The following is a 688-nucleotide window of genomic DNA, read 5'->3' on the forward strand; positions in this document are numbered from 1 at the left end:
CCAAAAGGTTTCGTGTAGCGGCACGTAAAAGCTGTACTGTGCCCGGGCAGGGTAATTACTGGGACTATTTGATACTCGGAAGGGTATTACGCCCACACCAGGGAGATACGGTGAGTCCGCGCCGGGGACTCAATGATACCGGCGACATTTTAGACATTCGGAAGGATGTCGCGGCTGACAGCCAGCATAAAACCGCTTTTTAAGATTATGGGCGCTGGATAACAAAAAAGTTGTCCAGTGCTGTTTTTTTATACTATAGTGATGATTGGGAAAAGATAGATGGGAAAACAACAGGATAGAGAGAAAATTGTACAGGAGATTAAAGTGGCTGCTGATCTGTATAGGAAGCATTTAGTAGGTAAAAGATTTCTATATGTATTTGAAGGCAGATATATTGAGGTGCTTTATAAAGCTGCCAATTTTAGGCACTTGACAGGTGTGGCCACGAACCTTTCAGCAAAAAAGTTTTATAGTTATGCAGCAAAAAAGATGCTTCAGGCTTCGCAGATATTTTTTACACCGCAGCACCCTTTTTCATTGTGTAAGCGTAAGATTAAGCATATCGGACAGATTGCAATGCTGGCTGGCTCAGAAGGATTTATGCTGGAAGAGATTGTTACAGACACGAGAACTTATAAGTTTGGCACAACAGATCTTAATTTTACTCTATGCTTAAATAAAGAGTATG

General features: G+C 41.6%; 2 protein-coding genes. Both read left to right on the forward strand.

Annotation, left to right across the window (positions count from 1 at the left end; genetic code table 11):
- Positions 1–203, forward strand: a 203-nt coding sequence (locus tag DW694_RS17075; RefSeq protein ID WP_207664245.1) for a hypothetical protein, incomplete at its 5' end; no start/stop codon positions are given.
- A 76-nt stretch (positions 204–279) separates the two neighbouring features.
- The coding region (locus DW694_RS17370) for a PBECR4 domain-containing protein (RefSeq protein WP_286187293.1) at positions 280–688 on the forward strand (409 nt) is incomplete at its 3' end.

Origin of the sequence: Ruminococcus sp. AM26-12LB (genome assembly GCF_003480785.1) — a bacterium.
Classification (GTDB): Bacteria; Bacillota; Clostridia; order Lachnospirales; family Lachnospiraceae; genus Blautia_A; species Blautia_A fusiformis.